The organism is Streptomyces sp. NPDC086835, assembly GCF_044745705.1.
Classification (GTDB): domain Bacteria; phylum Actinomycetota; class Actinomycetes; order Streptomycetales; family Streptomycetaceae; genus Streptomyces.
Map to the genome: position 1 here is coordinate 284,332 of NZ_JBIVAU010000010.1, position 17,604 is coordinate 301,935.

Genomic DNA, 17,604 nt, shown 5'->3' on the forward strand with positions numbered 1-17,604 from the left:
GGTGCAGGCCCCCGCAGTCCCGTGCGCGTCAGGCCTGGCGGCGGACCTCCACCACACGGAAGCGGTTGGCGACGAACGCGGCGTCGCACAGGGCCGCGTTCGCGGCGGGGTTGCCGCCGGAGCCGTGGAAGTCGGAGAACGCGGCGGTCTGGTTGACGTACACCCCGCCGGTCAGGTTCAACGAGAGCTGCGCCGACTCCTCGAAACAGACGTCCTCGATCGCGCGCTCCGTCTCCGCGGACGTGGTGTACGCCCCGACCGTCATCGCACCCTTCTCGCGGACCGTGCGGCGCAGGAGATCCAGGGCGTCGGCCGTGGAGTCCACGGCCACCACGAAGGAGACCGGGCCGAAGCACTCGGAGAGGTACGCGGGCTCGGTGTCCGCCGACTCCCAGTACTTACGGGCGCCGTCGAGCTTCACGATCACGGGGGTCCGTACCGTCGCGCCCGGGAAGTCGGGGTTGGGCACCTCCCGCGACTCGAGCGCCACGTCGCCCAGGTCGGCCGCCGCCTCGAGCCGCGCCTTCACATCGGGGTTGACCAGGGCGCCCAGCAGCGCGTTCGCCCGGGCGTCGTCGCCGAGCAGACCGCCCACGGCGGCCGCCAGGTCCGCGGACACCTCGTCGTAGCTCTTCGGGCCCGACTCTGTGGTGATGCCGTCCCTGGGGATCAGCACGTTCTGCGGGGTGGTGCACATCTGGCCGCTGTACAGGGACAGCGAGAAGGCCAGGTTGGACAGCATTCCCTTGTAGTCGTCGGTGGAGTCGATGACGATCGTGTTGACGCCGGCCTTCTCCGTGTAGACCTGCGCCTGACGGGCGTTGGCCTCCAGCCAGTCGCCGAAGGCGGTGGACCCCGTGTAGTCGATGATCTTGACTTCGGGGCGCGTCGCCAGGATCTTCGCGATGCCCTCGTCCGGACGCTCGACGGCGAGGCAGACCAGGTTCGGGTCGAAGCCGGCCTCGGCGAGCACCTCGCGGGCCACCTTCACGGTGAGGGCCAGCGGGAGCACGGCACGGGGGTGCGGCTTCACCAGGACCGGGTTGCCCGTGGCCAGAGAGGCGAACAGGCCTGGGTAGCCGTTCCACGTCGGGAAGGTGTTGCAGCCGATCACCAGCGCGATGCCGCGTCCGGCGGTCGTGAACGTCTTCCGCAGCTGCAGCGGATCGCGCTTGCCCTGGGGCTTGGACCAGTCCGCGGCGGCGGGGGTGCGGGTCTGCTCCGCGTACGCGTACGCCACGGCCTCCAGGCCGCGGTCCTGGGCGTGCGGGCCGCCGGCCTGGAACGCCATCATGAAGGCCTGCCCGCTGGTGTGCATCACAGCGTGCGCGAACTCATGGGTGCGGGCGCTGATCCTGGAGAGGATCTCCAGGCAGACAAGGGCGCGCGTCTCGGGGCCGGCCTCACGCCAGCCCGCCATCCCGGCGCGCATCGCGGGCAGCAGTACGTCCAGGTCCGGGTGCGGATACTCGATCCCCAGCTCCGGTCCGTACGGAGAGACCTCGCCGCCGGTCCAGCCGTCGGTGCCCGGCTGGTCCAGGTCGAAACGGGAGCCCCGAAGTGCCTCGAAGGCGGCCAGGCCGTCGGCGGGGGCGCTCTCGCCGTATGCCTTGGGGTGCTCGGGGTGCGGAGACCAGTACGCCCGCGTACGGATCGCCTCGAGGGCCTGGTCGAGCGTGGGCCGGTGGGTCTCGGTCAGCTGCATGCGGACCAACTCCTCGTCGAGCTGGGCAGGGGAGTGATGACAGAGTTAGAGTAACCGAACGATCGGTCGGTACAAGGGGGCCTGTCGAACCTGTGGACAACTCATCGGGGAGGATCGCCTCCATGACCGCCATCGACTCCACGACCGCGATCGGTAAGAGCCGCACCGTCGCCGTCGTCGGCACCGGAACCATGGGCCAGGGAATCGCGCAGGTGGCCCTGGTCGCAGGCCATCCCGTACGTCTCCACGACGCCGTTCCCGGCCGGGCCCAGGAGGCCGCGGAGACGATCGGCGGGCGCCTGGACCGGCTCGTCGAGAAGGGGCGGATGACGCCCGCGGAGCGCGACGCCGCACGTGGCCGGCTGCTCCCCGCCACGGACATCTCGGAGCTCGCCGACGCGGCACTCGTCGTCGAGGCCGTCCTGGAACAGCTCACGGTCAAGCAGGAGCTGTTCACGGCGCTGGAGAAGACCGTCGCCGACGACTGCCTTCTCGCCACCAACACCTCCTCCCTCTCCGTCACGGCGGTCGCCGGCGCGCTGCGCAGCCCGGGCCGCTTCGTCGGCCTGCACTTCTTCAATCCGGCGCCCCTCCTCCCCCTCGTCGAGGTCGTCAGCGGCCACGCGACGGACGAGGCGGCGGCCGAACGGGCCCTGGCCACCGTCGCCGCCTGGGGCAAGACCCCCGTGCGCTGCGCCGACACCCCCGGCTTCATCGTCAACCGCATCGCACGCCCCTTCTACGCGGAGGCGTTCGCCGTCCACGAGGAGCGTGGCGCCGACCCCGCCACCATCGACGCGGTGCTGCGCGAGTGCGGCGGTTTCAGGATGGGGGCGTTCGAGCTGACCGATCTGATCGGCCAGGACGTCAATGAAGCGGTCACCCGTTCCGTCTGGGACTCCTTCTTCCAGAGCCCGAAGTTCACGCCGTCGCTGGCGCAGCGCCGGCTCGTCGAGTCGGGCCGCCACGGCCGCAAGTCCGGGCACGGCTGGTTCTCGTACGCACAGGGCGCCGAGCGCCCCCGGCCGCAGACCCAGCCGCCCGCCGCGGCTCCCACGAGCGTGGTCGTGCAAGGCGATCTCGGACCCGCGGAGCCGTTGGTGGAACTGATCGAGCGGGCCGGAATCACCGTCCACCGCGGGGAGGGCGACGGCTGCATATCCCTCCCCGGCGGCGCGGAGCTCGGCCTGGTGGACGGGGAGACGTCGTTCGAGTTCGACGACGGGATCGTCTACTTCGACCTCGCCCTGGACTACGAGAAGGCGACGCGTATCGCCCTTTCCACGTCCGAGAGCACGCTCAGGAACATGCCTGGCGCGGTGGAGGAGGCCGTCGGCCTCTTCCAGGCCCTCGGCAAGGACGTCTCGCTGATCGGGGACGTACCGGGCATGATCGTCGCACGTACGGTGGCGATGCTGGCGGACTTCGCTGCCGACGCGGTCGACCGCGGGGTCGCTTCCGGCCCGGATATCGACACCGCGATGAAACTCGGCGTGAACTACCCGGCGGGACCGCTGGAGTGGGGCGAGAAGCTCGGCTTCCAGCGGGTGCGTGCGCTGCTCGACGCCCTTCACGAGCGCTACCCCACCGGCCGGTACGCACCGTCCCTGGCGACCGCTCGCCGCGCCTGCGCCGACAGTGACGAGGCGGGCGGCCGATGACCACAGCCAGGCGCGACGCGTACACGCCGGAAACGCTGCTGACCGTCGCGGTGCGGATCTTCAACGAGCGTGGCTACGACGGTACTTCCATGGAGCACCTGTCGAAGGCGGCCGGTATCTCCAAATCGTCGATCTACCACCACGTCGCGGGCAAGGAGGAGTTGCTGCGCCGGGCCGTCAGCCGGGCGCTGGACTCCTTGTTCGCGATCCTCGACGAGAACGGCGCCCGGCGGGGCCGCGCCATCGAGCGGGTGGAGTACGTCACCCGGCGCACCGTCGAGGTGCTGGTGGCCGAACTGCCCTACGTGACGCTGCTGCTGCGCGTCAGAGGGAACACGAAGACCGAACGCTGGGCGCTCGAGCGGCGCCGTGAGTTCGACCAGCGCGTCGCGGACCTGCTGAAGGCGGCCGCCGCGGACGGCGACCTGCGTGCCGACGTGGACATCCGGCTGGCGACGCGGCTGCTCTTCGGCATGGTGAACTCCCTGGTCGAGTGGTACCGCCCGCACCCGGGCGGGGGCTACGACGCGGACCAGGTGGCGGAGACGGTCGTGCAGCTCGCCTTCGACGGGCTGCGCACGGACTCCTGATCCGTCCGGCCGCCCGAGGGAGAGCGGCATCGGCAGTTCCCGGGCGGGTCGTCAGAGCGGATCGGCGTCCTGGCCCGCCGCCGCCCCGGAGCCGGGAGCCGGGCCGGTGCCGGGGCCGGGATCGAGGTCCGTCTCCTCGAACACCAGCAGCGTCCGGGTCGACAGCACCTCCGGGATGGACTGGAGCCTGGTCAGGACCAGCTCACGCAAGGTGCGGTTGTCGGGCGTGTGCACCAGCAGAAGGACGTCGAAGTCCCCGCTGACGAGCGCGATGTGGGCGGCGCCGGGGAGCGCCTGCAGTTGTTCCCTGACCGTCCGCCACGAGTTCTGCACGATCTTGAGGGTGATGTAGGCCGAGGCCCCCTGGCCCGCCCGCTCGTGGTTCACCCGCGCGCTGAAACCGCGGATCACGCCGTCGTCGATCAGCCGGTTGATCCGGGCGTACGCGTTGGCCCGGGACACATGTACCCGGTCGGCGACGGAGCGTATGGAGGCGCGGCCGTCCGTCTGGAGCATGCGCAGGATGTCGCGGTCGATGGCGTCCAGCGGGCGCGGCGGAGGGATCTGCCCTGTGCGGTCCCCGCCGTCGGCCATTTGTTCAGTTGCCATGTCCCCCCGCCTTCCTAGCATGGACGACCTGTCTCCATCTCATGCTGTGGAGAACCGTTTGTCCACAGGCTGCCCGCGCCTGTAGCCAAAATGCGTCCACGACCGAACAATCGGTAGGTGAGGCGGGCCACACACCCGTGCGCCGCCGCCCCGTTTTCTTCATCGCTTTCGTCGTCGCTCCCACGAGGAGGTGCTCGCGTTGAGAAAGAGCAGCATGACGGTCCAGGAGCTGCCCGGTTCCGCTGCCGCCGCCTACCGGCCCACACCGCCCCCGGCGTGGCAGCCCCGCACCGACCCTGCGCCGCTGCTCCCCGACCCCGAGCCGTACCGCGTGCTCGGCACGGAAGCCGCTGCCTCCGCCGACCCCGAGCTGATGCTCCGGCTCTACGCGGAGCTGGTGCGTGGCCGCAGGTACAACGCGCAGGCCACCGCGCTCACCAAGCAGGGCCGGCTCGCCGTCTACCCCTCGAGCACCGGGCAGGAGGCCTGCGAGGTCGGCGCCGCGCTCGCGCTCGAGGAGCGCGACTGGCTCTTCCCGAGCTACCGCGACACCCTCGCGGCCGTGGCCCGCGGCCTGGACCCGGTCCAGGCCCTGACACTGCTGCGCGGCGACTGGCACACCGGATACGACCCGCACGAGCACCGTGTCGCGCCGCTGTGTACGCCGCTGGCCACGCAGCTCCCCCACGCGGTGGGACTCGCGCACGCCGCCCGGCTCAAGGGCGACGACGTCGTGGCGCTGGCCATGATCGGTGACGGCGGCACCAGTGAGGGCGACTTCCACGAGGCGCTGAACTTCGCCGCCGTGTGGAACGCGCCGGTGGTCTTCCTCGTGCAGAACAACGGCTTCGCGATCTCCGTCCCGCTGGCCAAGCAGACCGCTGCGCCCTCCCTGGCCCACAAGGCCGTCGGTTACGGCATGCCGGGCCGGCTCGTCGACGGCAACGACGCGGTCGCGGTGCACGAGGTGCTCGGCCAGGCCGTTGCCCGCGCCCGTCGCGGCGGCGGACCCACCCTGATCGAGGCAGTCACCTATCGCATGGACGCCCACACCAACGCGGACGACGCCACTCGCTACCGCGCGGACAGCGAGGTCGAGACCTGGCGCGCGCACGACCCGATCCAGCTCCTGGAGCGGGAGCTGACCGAGCGGGGACTGCTCGACGACGGGACCCGGCAGGCCGCCGCCGAGGCGGCGGAGACGATGGCGGCCGATCTCCGGGAGCGGATGAACGCCGACCCGGTGCTGAACCCGATGGATCTTTTCGAGCACGTCTACGCCCGGCAGACCACGCAGCTGCGTGAGCAGGCCGCGCTGCTCCGGGCCGAGCTGGACGCTGAGGAAGAGGCACGATGACCACGGCCGCGGTGAAGCCCGCAACCATGGCCCAGGCCCTGCAGCGCGCGATGCGCGACGCGATGGCCGAGGACCCGACCGTCCATGTCATGGGGGAGGACGTCGGCACGCTCGGCGGCGTCTTCCGGGTCACGGACGGGCTCGCGAAGGAGTTCGGCGAGGACCGCTGCACGGACACTCCGCTGGCCGAGGCGGGCATTCTCGGCACCGCCGTCGGCATGGCGATGTACGGACTGCGGCCGGTCGTAGAGATGCAGTTCGACGCCTTCGCGTATCCGGCGTTCGAGCAGCTCATCAGCCATGTCGCCCGTATGCGCAACCGCACGAAGGGCGGCATGCCGATGCCGATCACCGTGCGGGTGCCGTACGGCGGCGGGATCGGCGGCGTCGAGCACCACAGCGACTCCTCCGAGGCGTACTACATGGCGACCCCGGGCCTGCACGTCGTCACCCCGGCCACGGTCGAGGACGCGTACGGACTGCTCCGTGCCTCCATCGCCTCCGACGACCCCGTCGTCTTCCTCGAGCCCAAGCGGCTGTACTGGTCCAAGGCGGAGTGGTCGCCGGAGGCGCCGGCCGCCGTGGAGCCGATCGGGCGTGCCGTGGTGCGCCGCTCCGGACGCAGCGCCACGCTCATCACGTACGGCCCCTCCGTGCCGGTGTGCATGGAGGCGGCGCAGGCCGCGGCGGCGGAGGGCTGGGACCTGGAGGTCGTCGACCTGCGTTCCCTGGTGCCGTTCGACGACGAGACGGTCTGCGCGTCGGTGCGGCGCACCGGCCGGGCGGTCGTCGTCCATGAGTCGACCGGCTTCGGCGGACCCGGTGGAGAGATCGCAGCCCGGGTGACCGAACGCTGCTTCCATCACCTGGAGGCGCCGGTGCTGCGGGTCGCCGGTTTCGACATCCCGTACCCGCCGCCGATGCTGGAGCGGCATCATCTGCCGGGAGTGGACCGCGTGCTGGACGCGGTGGCGCGGCTGCAGTGGGAGGCGGCGAGCTGATGGCTCAGGTGCTCGAATTCAAGCTTCCCGATCTCGGGGAAGGGCTCACCGAGGCGGAGATCGTCCGCTGGCTGGTGTCGGTCGGCGACGTAGTGGCGATCGACCAGCCTGTCGTCGAGGTCGAGACGGCCAAGGCCATGGTGGAAGTGCCCTGCCCGTACGGCGGCGTGGTGACCGCTCGCTTCGGTGAGGAGGGCACGGAGCTGCCCGTCGGCGCACCGCTGATCACTGTGGCGGTAGGAGCGACGGAGACCACCGGCACGGACGCCTCCGCCGCCGGTGGCGGCGCGGCGCCCGCGCGTCCGGAAGCTTCCCCGTCGTCGCAAGACACCGCGGAGTCGTCCGGCAACGTCCTGGTCGGGTACGGGACCGGCGCGCCCGCGGCGCGGCGACGCCGTATCCGGCCCGCGGTTCCCGCGGCCTCCGTCGGGGAGCAGGCGCACGGGCCCGGTCGGCCCGGCAGGACCACGGGAGACACGCCGGCTCCGGCGCAGGCCGGGCCGTCCGCCACGGCCTCCGTGGCCGGCGGGAGGTCCGCCACCGCACCGGGCCAGGCCCATGGCGCCACTGCTGTGGCGCAGGACGGCCCCGTGGCCGTCATCTCTCCCCTGGTCCGCAAGCTCGCACGCGAGCACGACGTGGATCTGCGGGCGCTCATCGGCTCGGGTCCCGACGGCCTGATCCTGCGGGCCGACGTCGAGCGTGCCCTGCGTGCTCCCGAGACGGTCCCCACGACGCCCGCCGTCGCGGCAGTGGCCGGCAAGGCGCAGGGCGAGCGCGTCCCGCTGCGCGGAGTACGCGGCGCGGTGGCCGACAAGCTGTCCCGCAGCCGGCGGGAGATCCCGGACGCCACCTGCTGGGTCGACGCCGACGCGACAGAACTGATGGCCGCACGAGCGGCGATGAATGCCGCGGGCGGACCGAAGATCTCGCTGCTGGCGCTGCTGGCCCGTATCTGCACGGCCGCCCTGGAGCGCCACCCCGAGCTCAACTCCACGGTGGACATGGACGCCCGGGAGATCGTGCGGCTGCCCGGGGTGCATCTCGGTTTCGCGGCGCAGACCGACCGCGGACTGGTCGTTCCCGTCGTGAAGGACGCCCACAAGCGTTCGGCAGAGTCGCTGACGGCCGAGTTCGCCAGGCTCACCGAGGCAGCTCGCCAAGGCGCGCTCACCCCGGCGGACCTGACCGGCGGCACCTTCACGCTGAACAACTACGGAGTGTTCGGTGTGGACGGATCCACGCCGATCATCAACCACCCCGAGGCCGCGATGCTCGGCGTCGGCAGGATCGTGCCGAAGCCGTGGGTGCACCAGGGCGAACTGGCCGTCCGGCAGGTCGTCCAGCTCTCGCTCACATTCGACCACCGGGTCTGCGACGGCGGTACCGCGGGAGGATTCCTGCGCTACGTCGCCGACTGTGTGGAGCACCCCTCGGTGCTGCTCCGCACTCTCTGAGGAGCAGGCAGAGCCGCGGAGGGCCCGCGGCCGAAGAGAGATCGAACCGGGCCTCCCCGCCCGCAGGATCGCGGACCATACTTCAGGAATGACCGCGACTACCGCGTACGACGCCATCGTGCTCGCCGGAGGTGCCGCCAAGCGGCTGGGCGGGGCGGACAAGCCGGCGCTGAGCGTGGGCGGGCGGGCCCTGCTCGACCGCGTTCTGGCGGCCTGCCGCGACGCCGGCCGCACCGTGGTCGTCGGCGGGCGCAGGCCCACCGCGCGCCCCGTCGTGTGGGCGCGCGAGGAGCCCCCCGGAGGCGGCCCGGTGGCCGCGCTCGACGCCGGCGTACGGCACACCGAGGCCGAGTCCCTCCTCGTGCTCTCGGCCGATCTTCCGTTCCTCCGTGAGGGGACGGTGCGCCGACTGGTCGACTCGCTCGACGCGCAGGACGGCGAGGGAGTCGTTCTGACCGACGCCGACGGGCGTGACCAACCCCTGGTGGCCGCCTACCGCTCCGAGCCCCTCCGACGTGAACTTGCTCTCCTCGCGGCCGAATACGGGAGCCTTTCCGGGCTGCCGCTGCGTCTACTGACCCGGGAACTGGACCTGGCCCGGATCGAGACCGACCCTCTCGCCTCCTTCGACTGCGACACCTGGGAGGACATCTCAACAGCCCGGGCCCGCATCAGGGAGCATGTGAACGTGCTGGACGAATGGATCAACGCAGTCAAGGACGAGCTCGGCATCGAGCTGGACGTCGACACCCATGTCCTTCTCGACCTCGCCCGCGACGCCGCCCACGGTGTCGCGCGGCCCGCCGCACCCCTGACCACCTTCCTGGTGGGCTACGCGGCGGCCAAGGCAGAGGGTGGACCCGAGGCTGTCGCGGAGGCCGCCCGCAAGGCGGCCGCGCTGGCTGCACGCTGGGCCGCGGAGGCGGAGCAGAGCGCTCGGCCGGACGACCCGGCAGCGGGCGCGAGTGGTGGTGACGCAGCCCGATGACCGGTCACGATAGCCAGGCCGCGGCAGCGGCCGGCAACGACCAGCCGCAGGCGCCCTCCGCCGACGCGGCCCCGCTCGACACGGGCGACCTGGACGGTGTCGACGAAGCGCTGGCCCTGGTCGGTCCGAGGCCGGGTGACGAAACCGGCCCGGCCGCCGACCTGGCCCCTTCCGCCGGCAGCGGCCCCGGCTCGCACCGCCGTCGCGCCGCCGCATGGCCCGCGGCACGGGCCCGGGCCGCACAGGCCGGCCACGCCGCCGTCCCCCGTACCCGCCGTGTGCCGCTGGACGAGGCCCTGGGGCAGGTGCTCGCCGAGCCGCTGACGGCACTGTGCGACCTTCCCTCCTTCGACACCTCCGCCATGGACGGCTGGGCGGTCGCGGGCCCGGGGCCCTGGACGCTCCAGGGGGACGGCTCGATCCTCGCCGGCCACAGCCACAGCGGGCCGCTGACCGACGGCACGGCGGTACGGATCGCCACCGGCGCCCGCATTCCACCGGAGACCACAGCCGTCATCCGCAGTGAACACGCCCGGGTCGACACTGCCGCGCACCAGCTCCATGCCGATCGTGAGGTGATCCCCGGACAGGACATCCGGCCCCGCGGCCAGGAGTGCCGGACGGGTGACCGGCTGCTGCCGGCCCTGGCCGTGGCGACTCCGCCGGTGCTCGGGCTGGCAGCCGCCGCCGGATACGACGAGCTGGTCACGTTCGCCCGTCCCCGCGTGGAGATCCTCGTACTCGGCGACGAACTGCTCACCTCCTCGCTGCCCCACGACGGCCTGATCCGCGACGCCCTCGGGCCGATGATCGGCCCGTGGCTGCGTGCCCTGGGCGCTGAGGTACTGGCCACACGCCGTCTCGGCGACGATGCGGAGGCCCTCCACAGGGCGGTCACCACCTCAGAGGCGGACGTGGTGGTCACCACTGGCGGTACGGCGGCCGGTCCCGTCGACCATGTCCATCCCGTCCTGCGGAAGGCGGGGGCGGAGCTGCTGGTCGACCAGGTCGCGGTACGGCCCGGTCATCCGATGCTGCTGGCGCGGCTTGCTCCGGGGAAGTACCTGGTGGGCCTGCCTGGCAACCCTCTGGCCGCCGTCTCCGGTCTCCTGACGCTGGCGGAGCCGCTTCTGCGCGGTCTCGCGGGCAGGTCCGCTCCCGCGCCGTACAGCGCCCCCGTGAAGGACGACGTGCACGGCCACCCCCACGACACCCGGCTCGTTCCCGTCGTGCACCGGGACGACCAGCTGGTCCCCCTGCACTACAACGGCCCGGCGATGCTGCGAGGCACCGCGGCCGCGGACGGGCTCGCCGTCATCCCGCCAGGAGGCGCGAGAGCCGGTGACGAGCTGGAGGTACTCGACCTGCCCTGGACCACCTTGGCGCCGTGGACCCCCTCGGACGCGGGAAGGTGTTTCACGTGAAACTTCCCGGCCAAGACGCCATGGCCCGGCACGCGGACGAGCACCTCGTCAGCGGCCGTGTGAAACTGCCCCGGCGAATCGTCGAGCGCCCGCTGCGCCAGGTGAGCAAGCGGCTGCTGATGGCACTGATGGTGCTCGCCATCACGGTGTTCATCGTCTGGTCGGACCGAGCCGGTTACCATGACAATTCGGACGAGACGGTCTCGTTGCTCGACGCCGTCTACTACGCCACGGTCACCCTCTCCACCACTGGCTACGGGGACATCGTTCCGTACAGCGACGGGGCACGGCTCACCAACGTGCTGCTGATCACGCCGCTCCGCGTTCTCTTTCTCATCATCCTGGTCGGCACCACTCTCGAGGTCCTCACGGAACGCACCCGGGAGGAGTGGCGGCTGAACCGCTGGAGGTCCAACTTGCGTGAGCACACGGTCATCGTCGGCTTCGGCACGAAGGGACGATCGGCGATGCAGACGCTCTGTGCCACAGGGCTGAGGAAGGACCAGATCGTCATCGTCGACCCGAGCGCCAAGGTGATCGAAGCCGCCAACGCGGAGGGATTCGTCGGCGTGGTCGGCGACGCGACCCGCAGCGACGTCCTGATCCGTGCCGAGTTGCAGAAGGCGCGGCAGATCGTGGTCGCACCCCAGCGGGACGACACCGCGGTCCTGGTCACCCTCACCGCTCGTCAGCTCAACCGTGGCGCGAAGATCGTCGCCGCGGTCCGCGAGGAGGAGAACGCCCCGCTGCTGCGCCAGTCCGGGGCGGACGCAGTGATCACCAGCTCCGGCGCGGCCGGCCGACTGCTCGGCCTGTCCGTCCTGAGTCCCAGCGCGGGAACGGTGATGGAGGATCTGATCCAGCAGGGCAGCGGTCTGGATCTGATCGAGCGGCCGGTGATAAAGGCCGAAGTGGGCCGCAGCGTCCGCGAGACGGAGGACCTGGTGGTGTCCGTACTGCGCGGCCACCGGCTGCTGGGTTACGACGACCCGGCCGCGAGCCCGCTGCAACTCACCGACCGGCTCATCACCATCGTGCGGGCACAGAACGGTTCCGCTCTCAACTCGTCCGAGTAGCCTCGCCGCCATGTATGCGATCACGATTCCCGAGCCCGGCGGTCCCGAAGCCCTGGTCTGGGCGGAAGTCCCCGATCCCGTGCCCGGCGAGGGGGAAGTCCTCGTCGATGTCGCAGCGAGCGCGGTGAACCGCGCCGATCTGCTGCAGCGTCAGGGGTTCTACGACCCCCCGCCGGGCTCTTCCCCGTACCCCGGCCTCGAGTGTTCGGGCCGGATCTCGGCCGTGGGACCCGGTGTCTCCGGCTGGGCCGTCGGCGACGAGGTGTGCGCGCTGCTGGCAGGCGGCGGCTACGCGGAGAAGGTGGCCGTGCCCGCAGGGCAGTTGCTGCCCGTCCCGGACGGCATGGACCTGATCACGGCCGCCGCGCTGCCGGAGGTGACGGCGACGGTGTGGTCGAACGTGTTCATGATCGCCCACCTGCGTCCCGGCGAGACGCTTCTCGTCCATGGTGGCGCGAGCGGGATCGGCACCATGGCCGTGCAACTGGCCAAGGCCGTGGGCGCGCGGGTCGCCGTCACCGCGGGCAGTCCCGAGAAGCTGGCGCGCTGCGCCGAGCTGGGTGCGGACATCCTGATCGACTACCGCGAGCAGGACTTCGTCGAGGAGATCGGGAAGGCCACCGGCGGAGCGGGCGCCGACGTCATCCTCGACATCGTCGGCGCGAAGTACCTGGACCGGAACGTGAAGGCGCTGGCGGTCAACGGCCGGCTCGCCGTCATCGGTCTCCAGGGCGGCGTCAAGGGCGAGTTGAACCTCGGCGCCCTGCTGCGTAAGCGCGCCGCTGTCACAGCCACATCGCTGCGAGGCAGGCCGCTGGGTGAGAAGGCGGCGATCGTGGCCGCCGTGCGCGAACACGTCTGGCCCCTGATCGGGGGAGGACGTGTGCACGCGGTCGTGGACCGCAAGGTCCCGCTCGCGGACGCGGCGGAAGGCCACCGCGCGCTGGAGTCCGGGGAGCACGTGGGCAAGGTCCTGCTGATCGCGCCACGTCAGCCCTGAACCACCTCCCGGTCAGCGGGAGCCAGCCCGACACACGACGAGGGCCCGGCCACCGAAAGGTGGCCGGGCCCTCGTGCCGGACCAGAGACCGGACCGGACGTACGGGCCGGAGGGCCGAGCTAGAGGTACGGGCCGGAGCGGATCGCGCCGTGCTGACCGCCCTCGTCCTCCTCGTGGGACGCACCGGGCGGCAGTGCGCGCCGCATCTGCTCCAACTGGGCCCGTGCGGCCATCTGCTGGGCGAAGAGCGCAGTCTGGATCCCGTGGAAGAGGCCTTCGAGCCAGCCCACCAACTGGGCCTGCGCGATCCGCAGTTCCGCTTCGGACGGAATCGCGTCGTCCGTGAACGGGAGGGAAAGGCGCTCCAGTTCCTCCACGAGCTCCGGCGCGAGCCCGTCCTCCAGCTCCTTGACCGAACCGGCGTGGATCTCCTTGAGCCGGACCCGGCTCGCCTCGTCCAGAGGAGCTGCCCGTACTTCCTCGAGCAGCTGCTTGATCATGCTGCCGATGCGCATGACCTTCGCCGGCTGTTCGACCATTTCCGTCACCGGGACCTCGCGCGACTCGTTGTCACCGTCACCCTGGCTGAGGGCCATCCCGTCCTGTCCCACGACGAGGACGTGTGGGCTCTCCTGCGACCGTTCATTCCTCGGCATCTCCATGCCGCCATTCTCTCGTACATGCGCGTACCCAGATGTGTGCCCCCGTAGGAGAGTGATCCACCCTCCTACGGGGGCACAAAACTGCTGGACATCGACCCGCCGGGACGGGTTCAGCCGGTCGGCGCCGGATGCCGTCGGGGCGTGATCAGGCGGCCTCGCGCCGGGCGAGCGCGCCCCGGGAGCGGGTGACCAGGGCCGCCAGGAGGGCGGCGCCCACCGGAACGGCGACCAGCAGAGCGGCCAGCGTCTCCCAGGGCACGACGATCGGGACGTACGGCGCCTGGTCCATGACGCCCCAGCCCTCGTCCAGAGCCTGCTCGTACCAGGCCCGCTGCTGGCGCTCCTCGGTGAGCCTCAGCCCGATCGCCGGCAGTACGCCGGCAGCCGAGCCGAGGACCACGCCCATCGCGGCCACCACCCCGCACTGGAAGCCGCTGAGCGTCCTGCGGACCCTCGGCGGGGCTCCGACGGCGGCGAGGGTCTTCAGGTCGGCCTCTGCGTCCGCCTGGGCCAGTCCGGTGGCGATACCCGCCGCGCCGATGGTGATCAGACCGGCGAACACGGTCAGCGCCAGCAGGATGATGCTGTTGTCGCTGGTGTAGCCCTCCTCGATGTGGAGGCTGACCTCGGCGCCCGTCTTGTCCAGCTCGCCGTCGAGCCGCTGCCGCTGCTCGGTGCTCGGCATCTTGTCCGTCGAGAAGTACGCGCCGAGCGGCACTGTGGTGAGCCCCGCCGACTTGGCCGCGGCGGGCGAGAGCAGCGCGGAGAGGCCGTACGAGTTCGATTTCGCGTCGGCGATATGGGCGGTGAAGGTCTTGATCACGCCCGGGGGCTGCAGGCCCTTCTCGGCGGCCCTGTCGGCGGCTTCGGTGTCGGTGATCAACCGGATGCCGATCTGGCCCTTGCTGTCGACGTTGCGCTTGTCGAAGGCCACGATCTGCCCGGCTGCCAGGGCCTTCTCGGCGGCCGGATCCTCGATGCCGAGCACCTTGAGCAGCTTGGCGTCCGCGACGGTGATCCCACCGTCGGCGTACGCTCCGCCGCCGTCGTCTGCCTTGCAACGCCAGTCCTCGGCCAGCTTGCGGCGTTCCGCCTTGCTGAACTTCGCCGACGGGTCCTGGTCCGGATGCGCCGGGTCCACGGCCCACAGCGGGCACTCGTTGGCCTTGGGTACGACGACCTCGTACCGTCCGCAGCCCTTCGCGTTGTCGTACATCCCGCAGCCGGCCCTGCCCACGGAGATCCGGTCGACGTCCGCCCGCACGTCCACGGGCAGCAGCTTCTGCACGGTGCTGCGCACGCCCGGAACGTCACGCCCGCCGCCCTCGTCGATCGTCATGGAGACGGCGCCATGGGGCAGCTGTGCCTGGTACTGGGCAGCGCCCTCGGCATCAGCGCTCGCGGCGTAGGTGGCGACGGCGACCGTGCCCGCGACGGCGGCCAGCACCGCGGCGACCGCGGGAGCCGTGCGTCCCCGGTTGCGTACGGCGTCGCGCAGGGCGAGCCGGGGGGACAGCGGCAGGATCCGGCCGATCCGGCCGAACAGGCCCACCAGGGCGGGAGTCAGCGCGACCACGCCCAGCTCGGCCAGGGCACTGCCGCCGGCGACTATCGCGAACTGGTCCGTCATCGTCGACCCGTAGAGCGCGATCGAGGCACCGAGGGCCACCGCGATCAGGCCGATGACCGGCAGGACACGGCTGCTGCGGCGGACGCCGCGGCGGCCGGTGAGCGAGGCCAGGACGGTCTGCCGTGACGCGGTGACGGCGGGAACGACGGCGGCCAGCAGACCGGTCAGCACGGCGAGCAGCGCGATGCCCAGCAGCTCGAGCGGCCGGACGTCGAAGTGACCGAAGCGCTTGCCCAGGTAGCCCTCCAGCAGCGGCTGCAGCAGGTAGGTGAGGGCGAGTCCGAGGACCGTGCCCACGACAGCCGCTGCGACGCCGATCACCAGACCGCCACCGAGAACGATGGCCCGGATGTGCCGGCGGTCGCCGCCGTTGGCACCCACCAGACCGAGCTGGCGGCGGGAGCGCCGGGCGCCCACGGCGAAGGCAGGGCCGGCCAGCAGACAGATCTCCAGCATGGCGAGGCCGACGACGGTACCGACAGCGGCGAGCGCCGCCGCCTTGGCGGCCGTGCTCTCTTCGAAGTTCCCCCAGCCCTCCTCCTGGAAGAGCGGCACCTCGGAGTCGGCCGGCGGGTTCAGCGCCACCGCCCGGGATTCGACCGTCACACCCTTGGTGTTGATGTCCTTGACGATGTTCCACGTGAAACCACCGGGAACGGTTGCCAGCAGCGTCGTGGAGGGCGACGTGCCGGACAGTCCCGCCGTTTCCAGCGCCTTGTCGAGCGGCGCGAGCATGGCACCCGGCAGGGCGTTGACCTGGTCCGTGTCCAGAGCGTTGGGGAGTTCGTACGAGCCGACGATTCGGTACGCGCGGTCGAATCCCCGAGCGGTGAGCGTGGAGCCCACCTTGAGGCCGCTGCTCTCGAGGAAGTGCGTGGTCGCGGCCACCTCGTCGGGCTTCTGCGGGAGCCGGCCGTCGACCACGGCCAGAATGCCCTCGGCCATCGGGTCGGAGGCGTTCAGCTCACGGATCTCCGTGTGCAGCAGACCGTGTGTCGTGCGGAGCTTGGCGGAACCGACCGTGTCCTTCAGCGTCTTCGCGCCTGCGGGCAGGGCCTTGGTGATGTCCGCCTTCCCCTCGGGCCACGGCTTGCCGTCGAAGTCGCCGATCGGGTTGTAGCTGTTGGCGTCCGGGGACTGCATGATCGGTACGCCGCCCAGACCCGGGTCGGAGATCCTTCCGTCGGCGGCGCCGAGCGTGCGTTCGAGACTCTGCTCGGTGGAGAGTTCCGCACTGCGGACGGTCAGGTCCGCGGCGCTCACACCGAGGATGGGCAGGGCGATCATGGCCAGGACCAGGAAGCTGCGGCCCTTCGAGCGCCAGGCGTCGCGGCGCGCGATCCGGATCGCGGCGCGCCAGGAGTGGTACCAGGTGATCACAGCTCGGCCGCCTGGCCGGAGAGCAGGGAGTCCGCCTGGCTGCGCACGGTCTGGTCGACGACCGCGCCGTCGCGCAGGAACACCACGCGGTCGGCCCAGGCGGCGAAGCGCGGCTCGTGGGTGACCAGGATGCCGGCGGCGCCTGCGTCGCATCGGGAGCGCAGCAGGGCGAGCACGGACTCGCCGGTCTCCGAGTCCAGGGCGCCGGTCGGTTCGTCGGCGAGCACGAGGCGGCGGTCACCGACGAGGGCTCGCGCGATGGCCACCCGCTGCTGCTGGCCGCCCGACATCTCGTCGGGGAAACGGTCGGCCAGGTGTCCGAGGTCCATCTCCTCAAGAGCGGCGACGGCTTCACCACGCGCCTTCCGGGCGGAGACACCGTCCAGCTCGCGCGGCAGGGCGACGTTCTCGGCGGCGGTGAGCGCCGGGATGAGGTTGTAGTCCTGGAAGACGTAGCCGATGCTGCGCCGGCGCAGGGCGGCGAGCGTCTTGCGGTCGGCGGTCGTGATGTCGGTGTTCTCGACGATCACGCGCCCGGAGGTCGGGGCGTCGAGGCCACCCGCGATGGTCAGCAGCGTCGACTTGCCGGAGCCCGACGGGCCCATGACGGCGACGAGTTCACCGGGGAAGACATCGAGGTTGATCCCGCGCAGGGCATGCACCTCGGTGGCGCCGCTGCCGTGCACACGCGTCAACTGCTGAAGTTGCAGCACCGGTTGTTGTGCAGGCTGACGCTGCTGTGACAGCTGTTCGGACATAGGTGGAGTCCCCCTTGGTCGGGCGCGTACACACGAGCGGGTGTACGGAGAGGTGAGTGGTCGGCCGGGTGGGCCGATTCGGTTCTGTGGGCCGCGCTGCGGCCGGGCGGCCGGTGCGGAGCGGGTGTTCGCCCTGCGGCCTGTGGCGGCCGGCCGGATCGGGTGTCCGGCCCGGCGGGCGTCCGGCCCGGCCGACGCCCGTACCCGGGCCTGGTGGCCGTCGAAGGGCGGTGGCCTGAACGGACGAGCGGTGCCGGCCCGTTCGACGTGCGGTACGTGCGGCGGACCGGGGCCGGTGACTGTGTG

Annotated in this window: 14 protein-coding genes; 9 read left to right on the forward strand and 5 right to left on the reverse strand. The window is 71.5% G+C overall.

The window, feature by feature from the left end; translation table 11 throughout:
- Positions 1-28: 28 nt before the first annotated feature.
- Positions 29-1,705: a phenylacetic acid degradation protein PaaN gene (gene paaN, locus ACIPJI_RS29230; protein ID WP_356623415.1), complete on the reverse strand. Its 1,677-nt coding sequence runs from the start codon at positions 1,703-1,705 to the stop codon at positions 29-31.
- A gap of 122 nt (positions 1,706-1,827) precedes the next feature.
- On the opposite strand from paaN, the gene ACIPJI_RS29235 reads away from it, so the two are divergent.
- Together ACIPJI_RS29235 and ACIPJI_RS29240 are read left to right on the forward strand one after the other, a co-directional pair.
- Entirely contained in the window at positions 1,828-3,366 is a 1,539-nt protein-coding gene (locus tag ACIPJI_RS29235) for a 3-hydroxyacyl-CoA dehydrogenase (protein WP_402249765.1), read from the forward strand.
- Positions 3,363-3,956: a TetR/AcrR family transcriptional regulator gene (locus tag ACIPJI_RS29240; RefSeq protein ID WP_307707410.1), complete on the forward strand. Its 594-nt coding sequence runs from the start codon at positions 3,363-3,365 to the stop codon at positions 3,954-3,956. Before ACIPJI_RS29235 ends, ACIPJI_RS29240 begins: the two co-directional genes overlap by 4 nt.
- Before the next feature lie 51 nt (positions 3,957-4,007).
- Here the strand turns inward: ACIPJI_RS29240 and ACIPJI_RS29245 are convergent, their stop codons facing one another.
- Complete coding sequence (locus tag ACIPJI_RS29245) at positions 4,008-4,550, reverse strand: Lrp/AsnC family transcriptional regulator (protein WP_307710428.1); 543 nt, start codon at positions 4,548-4,550, stop codon at positions 4,008-4,010.
- Between the two features lie 229 nt (positions 4,551-4,779).
- On the opposite strand from ACIPJI_RS29245, the gene pdhA reads away from it, so the two are divergent.
- The 7 genes from pdhA (at position 4,780) to ACIPJI_RS29280 (ending at position 12,868) form a co-directional block, all read left to right on the forward strand.
- Positions 4,780-5,922 (forward strand): pyruvate dehydrogenase (acetyl-transferring) E1 component subunit alpha, encoded by a 1,143-nt coding sequence (gene pdhA / locus ACIPJI_RS29250; RefSeq protein WP_307710429.1) that lies wholly within the window; start codon positions 4,780-4,782, stop codon positions 5,920-5,922.
- Positions 5,919-6,923 carry an alpha-ketoacid dehydrogenase subunit beta gene (locus tag ACIPJI_RS29255; RefSeq protein WP_005314791.1) on the forward strand — a complete coding sequence of 335 codons (1,005 nt, stop codon included), beginning with the start codon at positions 5,919-5,921 and terminating at the stop codon, positions 6,921-6,923. Before pdhA ends, ACIPJI_RS29255 begins: the two co-directional genes overlap by 4 nt.
- Complete coding sequence (locus tag ACIPJI_RS29260) at positions 6,923-8,380, forward strand: dihydrolipoamide acetyltransferase family protein (protein WP_402249767.1); 1,458 nt, start codon at positions 6,923-6,925, stop codon at positions 8,378-8,380. Before ACIPJI_RS29255 ends, ACIPJI_RS29260 begins: the two co-directional genes overlap by 1 nt.
- A gap of 88 nt (positions 8,381-8,468) precedes the next feature.
- Positions 8,469-9,368: an NTP transferase domain-containing protein gene (locus tag ACIPJI_RS29265; RefSeq protein ID WP_356623409.1), complete on the forward strand. Its 900-nt coding sequence runs from the start codon at positions 8,469-8,471 to the stop codon at positions 9,366-9,368.
- Complete coding sequence (locus tag ACIPJI_RS29270; RefSeq protein ID WP_402249768.1) at positions 9,365-10,792, forward strand: molybdopterin molybdotransferase MoeA; 1,428 nt, start codon at positions 9,365-9,367, stop codon at positions 10,790-10,792. The genes ACIPJI_RS29265 and ACIPJI_RS29270 overlap by 4 nt, the downstream gene beginning before the upstream one ends.
- 20 nt (positions 10,793-10,812) lie before the next feature.
- A complete protein-coding gene (locus ACIPJI_RS29275; RefSeq protein WP_356623468.1) occupies positions 10,813-11,868 on the forward strand; it encodes a potassium channel family protein in 1,056 nt (351 codons plus the stop codon).
- Between the two features lie 10 nt (positions 11,869-11,878).
- On the forward strand, positions 11,879-12,868 hold the full coding sequence (locus tag ACIPJI_RS29280) for an NAD(P)H-quinone oxidoreductase (RefSeq protein WP_356623407.1): 990 nt from the start codon (positions 11,879-11,881) through the stop codon (positions 12,866-12,868).
- Positions 12,869-12,987: 119 nt separating this feature from the next.
- Here ACIPJI_RS29280 and ACIPJI_RS29285 read toward each other — a convergent pair whose 3' ends face one another.
- The 3 genes from ACIPJI_RS29285 to ACIPJI_RS29295 all read right to left on the reverse strand — a co-directional run bounded on the left by ACIPJI_RS29285 (position 12,988) and on the right by ACIPJI_RS29295 (position 17,298).
- Entirely contained in the window at positions 12,988-13,530 is a 543-nt protein-coding gene (locus ACIPJI_RS29285; protein WP_005314769.1) for a bacterial proteasome activator family protein, read from the reverse strand.
- A gap of 145 nt (positions 13,531-13,675) precedes the next feature.
- Complete coding sequence (locus ACIPJI_RS29290; protein WP_402249770.1) at positions 13,676-16,540, reverse strand: FtsX-like permease family protein; 2,865 nt, start codon at positions 16,538-16,540, stop codon at positions 13,676-13,678.
- Positions 16,537-17,298, reverse strand: coding sequence for an ABC transporter ATP-binding protein (locus ACIPJI_RS29295; RefSeq protein WP_402249772.1), 762 nt, complete (start codon positions 17,296-17,298; stop codon positions 16,537-16,539). Before ACIPJI_RS29295 ends, ACIPJI_RS29290 begins: the two co-directional genes overlap by 4 nt.
- Positions 17,299-17,604: the final 306 nt, after the last annotated feature.